The sequence below is a fragment of the Stenotrophomonas sp. HMWF023 genome (assembly GCF_003060985.1).
In the GTDB taxonomy this organism is placed as follows: Bacteria; Pseudomonadota; Gammaproteobacteria; order Xanthomonadales; family Xanthomonadaceae; genus Stenotrophomonas; species Stenotrophomonas lactitubi.
Window position 1 is genome coordinate 1 of the sequence record NZ_QAIJ01000284.1, and the last position, 3,872, is coordinate 3,872.

Here is a 3,872-nt window from a genome sequence, read left to right on the forward strand (position 1 = left end):
CGATGCGCTGCTGGAAACCGGCGAGGTACGCGAATCCGGTGCACGTTCGCAGTGCTGGCTCGGTGTGCCGCTGCTGCGCGACGACGAAGTGGTCGGCGCGATCGTCGTGCAGAGCTATACCGAGCAGATCGCCTTCAGTGTGCATGACCAGCGCCTGCTGATTTTCGTCGCGCAGAACATCGGCACCGGTCTTGCGCGCCAGCGCGACCAGCAACGCCTGCGCTCGGCGCATGCCGAGCTGGAAAAACGGGTGGAAGAGCGCACCCGCGAACTGGGCGAGGTCAACGAAAAGCTGCTGGGCCAGATCGGCGAACGCCTGCGCGCCGAGCAGCGACTGACTCACCAGGCCATGCACGACGCGCTGACCGGACTGCCCAATCGCCTGCACCTGCTGGACAGGCTGCAGGATGCGCTGGCGCTGGCCCGGCGCGAAGGCGGCCCGGTGTTCGCGGTGCTGTTCCTGGACCTGGACCGCTTCAAGCTGGTCAACGACAGCATCGGCCACGCCGCCGGCGATCGCATGCTGGTGGAAGTGGCCAAGCGCATCGTATCCATGGCAGGTGACAACGACGTGGTGGCGCGCCTCGGCGGGGATGAGTTCGCCGTGCTGCTGCAATGCCCGGACGGGCTGGCGCAGGCCCTGGATTTCGGCCAGCGGTTGTTGCTGGCGCTGCAGGAGTCGATGTGGATCGCCGGTCGCGAGCTGTTTCCGTCCGGCAGCCTCGGCATCGCCCTGTGGAACCCGCGCTACCGCACCGGCGAGGAGCTGCTGCGCGATGCCGATGCGGCGATGTACCGGGCCAAGGCCCAGGGCCACGACCGCTGCTCGATCTTCGACGAGGAGATGCGCGAGCAGGCGCTGCGCAGCCTGGATCTTGAGGCAGACCTGCGGCGGGCGATCAACAACCGTGATTTCGTGCCGTTCTACCAGCCGATCGTGCGCCTGTCCGATGGCGAAGTGGTCGGCCATGAGGCCCTGCTGCGCTGGAAGCATGAGCGCCGCGGCCTGTTGCTGCCGGGCGCGTTCCTGGAGCTGGGCGAGGAAAGCGGCCTGATCGAACAGGTTGACTGGTTGATCTACGAACAGGTCATCGCCGGCCTTGCCGATGGTGGGCGTGGCTATGTGTCGGTCAACGTGTCGCCGCGGCATTTCCGCTCCGCCGAGTTCAGCGGGCGGCTGTATGGCCTGCTGGAGTCGTGCAACGCGGACCCACAGCGGCTGCGCCTGGAGATCACCGAGGTCGCGCTGCTCGACGATGGTCCGCATACGCTGCACATCCTCAAGGGCCTGCGCGAACGCGGCATCCAGGTGCAGCTGGACGATTTCGGTACCGGCTTCTCGGCACTGTCCTACCTGCACCGCTTCCCGATCAGCACGTTGAAGATCGACCAGAGCTTCATTGCCGGCCTGCACGGGCCGGAGGCGCAGAGTACCCGCGCGCTGGTGGAGGGTGTGCTGTCACTGGCCCGCACGCTGGGCATCGAGACCATCGGCGAAGGCGTCGAGACCGAGGCGCAGCGTGACACGCTGTTCGAACTCGGCTGCGACTACGGCCAAGGCTACCTGCTGGGCCGGCCGGCACCGTGGACGCGCGCGGCGGCCTGAGCCACCGCGCACGCAGTCTTCAACGCAGCGCCGCGCGGCGCTTCTCGTCGATCCACTTCGAGGCCTGGGCCGGCTGGTAGTTCTTCATCCAGGCCAGCATCTCTTCAATGTCCGAGCCGTACCACAGGTCCTGGCGCTGCTCGGGGTGCAGGAAGCGCTCTTCCACCATGCGATCGATCATGCCGATCAGCGGCGCGTAGAAGCCGTCCACGTCGAGGAAGGCGCAGGGCTTGTTGCCGATGCCCAGCTGGCGCCAGGTCAGCATCTCGAAGATCTCTTCCATGGTGCCGAAGCCGCCGGGCAGGGCGACGAAGCCATCGGACAGATCGAACATGCGCGACTTGCGCTCATGCATCGAACCGACGATTTCCAGTTCGGTCAGGCCGCGATGGGCCACTTCCCAGTCGGCCAGCTGGCGCGGAATCACGCCGGTGACCTCACCGCCGGCGGCGAGCACGGCATTGGCCACGGTGCCCATCAGGCCGACATTGCCGCCGCCGTACACCAGGCGCATGCCGTCGCGGGCGATGCGATCGCCCAGCGCAATGGCGCGTTCGGTGTAGACCGGCTTGCTGCCAGCGTTGGAACCGCAGTACACACAGATCGACTTCATGGATCTTCCTGTCTTGGCCGGAAACGAAAACGCCCCGCGGTCGACCAGTGGAGCCGGTCGCAGGGCGGGGTGTCCGGGCAATTATGAGGCCTAGCCGTTGTTCTCTGTAGCGCCGGGCCATGCCCGGCGCCATTTCGTTCAGATCACGGCCAGCCCGTCAGCCTTTCGGCCGGGCAGCGCCCGGCTCTACGAAGGTCTGCGGTTACGCAGCGGCAGCCTGCTCGCGGCGGGGCCCTTCACGCAGGGCGCGGCCCACCATGCCCACCAGCAGGTCCAGCTCGCTGCTGTCCATGCCGAAGTGCGGGGTGAAGCGCAGCGAGTTCTCGCCGCCGTGGATCACGTTGATGCCGTGCTGGCGCAGCCATTCCTCGGTGGAATTGGCGCCATAGCACTTGAACTGCGGGGCCAGTTCGCAGGAGAACAGCAGACCGGTGCCCTGCACCTTGGTGATCAGGCCGCCCAGCTCGTTCTTCAGCTGCTCCAGCTTGCGCACGGCCTCAGCACCACGCTCGGAAATCGCCGCGCGGACCTGCGGGGTCAGCTGGGCCAGGGTGGCGCAGGCCACGTCCAGCGCACGCGGGTTGCTGGTCATGGTGTTGCCGTAGATGCCCTTGCGGTACAGCTGTGCGGCGTGCTCGGTCACTGCCAGCACCGACAGCGGGTACTGTGCGGCGTTCAGCGCCTTGGAATAGGTTTCCATGTCCGGCGCATCCAGGCCTTCGAAGCCCGGATAGTCGACTACAGACAGCACGCCATGGGCGCGCAGGCCGGCCTGGATCGAGTCCAGCAGCAGCAGGCTGCCGTGGGCGCGGGTCAGTTCGCGGGCCAGCGCGTAGAACGCCGGCGGCACGGAGCGGCCCGGGTCACCTTCGCCCATCACCGGCTCCAGGAACACCGCTTCGATGAACCAGTTGTTGTGCGCGGCATCCTCGAACACCTTGCGCAGGCCGGCCTCGTCGTACGGCGCGACGGTGATCACCGACTCCTCGCCACGGTAGCTGGCCAGGTGCTGCATGTAGGTCTTGCGGCTGGAATCGGAATACAGCGCCGGGCGGTCGGTACGGCCGTGGAAGCTGCCCTTGATGACCACGCGCTTGATTGCCGCACCGGCATGGCGGGCGCCCGGGTCGGTCTGCAGCTTGGCGTTGACGTCGGCGATGCGCGCCGCCAGGCCGACCGCTTCGGAACCGGAATTCAGGCACATGAAGCGGGTGAACGGACAGCCGCCACGACGGTGGCCGATCTCGGCCCGCAGCGCGGTGATGAAGCGCTGCTGGGACAGGCTGGGGGTCATGATGTTGGCCATCACCTGCGGCCGTGACATCGCCTCCATGACCGCATCGGGGGTGTGGCCGAAGCCGAGCATGCCGTAGCCACCGGCGTCGTACAGCACCGCGCCCTTCAGGGTGACCACCCACGGGCCGCGTGCGGCCAGCGCCACATACGGGGTTACCGCATCATCGGCGTAGAAGTTGACGAAGCCGTCCTGCATGGCATCGATCTGCGCCTGCTCATCCTGTGCCAGCAGCGGCCCCAGCTCGGCCTGCACGCGCGCGAATTCGGCAGCGGCGGCGTCAATCGCGGCAACCAGTTGCGGGTGGTTGGCGGCGAGGGCGGTCAGGGTTGCGTCATCCAGGCCGTTGGTGAGGCGGG

The 3,872-nt window shown here is 67.2% G+C and carries 3 protein-coding genes; 1 reads left to right on the forward strand and 2 read right to left on the reverse strand.

Annotated elements, in window-relative coordinates; all coding sequences use genetic code 11:
• Positions 1-1,606, forward strand: a 1,606-nt coding sequence (locus DBR20_RS16150; RefSeq protein WP_146187034.1) for an EAL domain-containing protein, incomplete at its 5' end; no start/stop codon positions are given.
• A 19-nt stretch (positions 1,607-1,625) separates the two neighbouring features.
• On the opposite strand, the gene DBR20_RS16155 is transcribed toward DBR20_RS16150, so the two are convergent.
• Both DBR20_RS16155 and DBR20_RS16160 read right to left on the reverse strand, forming a co-directional pair.
• Positions 1,626-2,219: a TIGR00730 family Rossman fold protein gene (locus tag DBR20_RS16155; protein ID WP_025875132.1), complete on the reverse strand. Its 594-nt coding sequence runs from the start codon at positions 2,217-2,219 to the stop codon at positions 1,626-1,628.
• A gap of 202 nt (positions 2,220-2,421) precedes the next feature.
• Positions 2,422-3,872 (reverse strand): aminotransferase class III-fold pyridoxal phosphate-dependent enzyme (locus DBR20_RS16160; protein WP_108266919.1); only part of this gene is annotated, 1,451 nt, incomplete at its 5' end.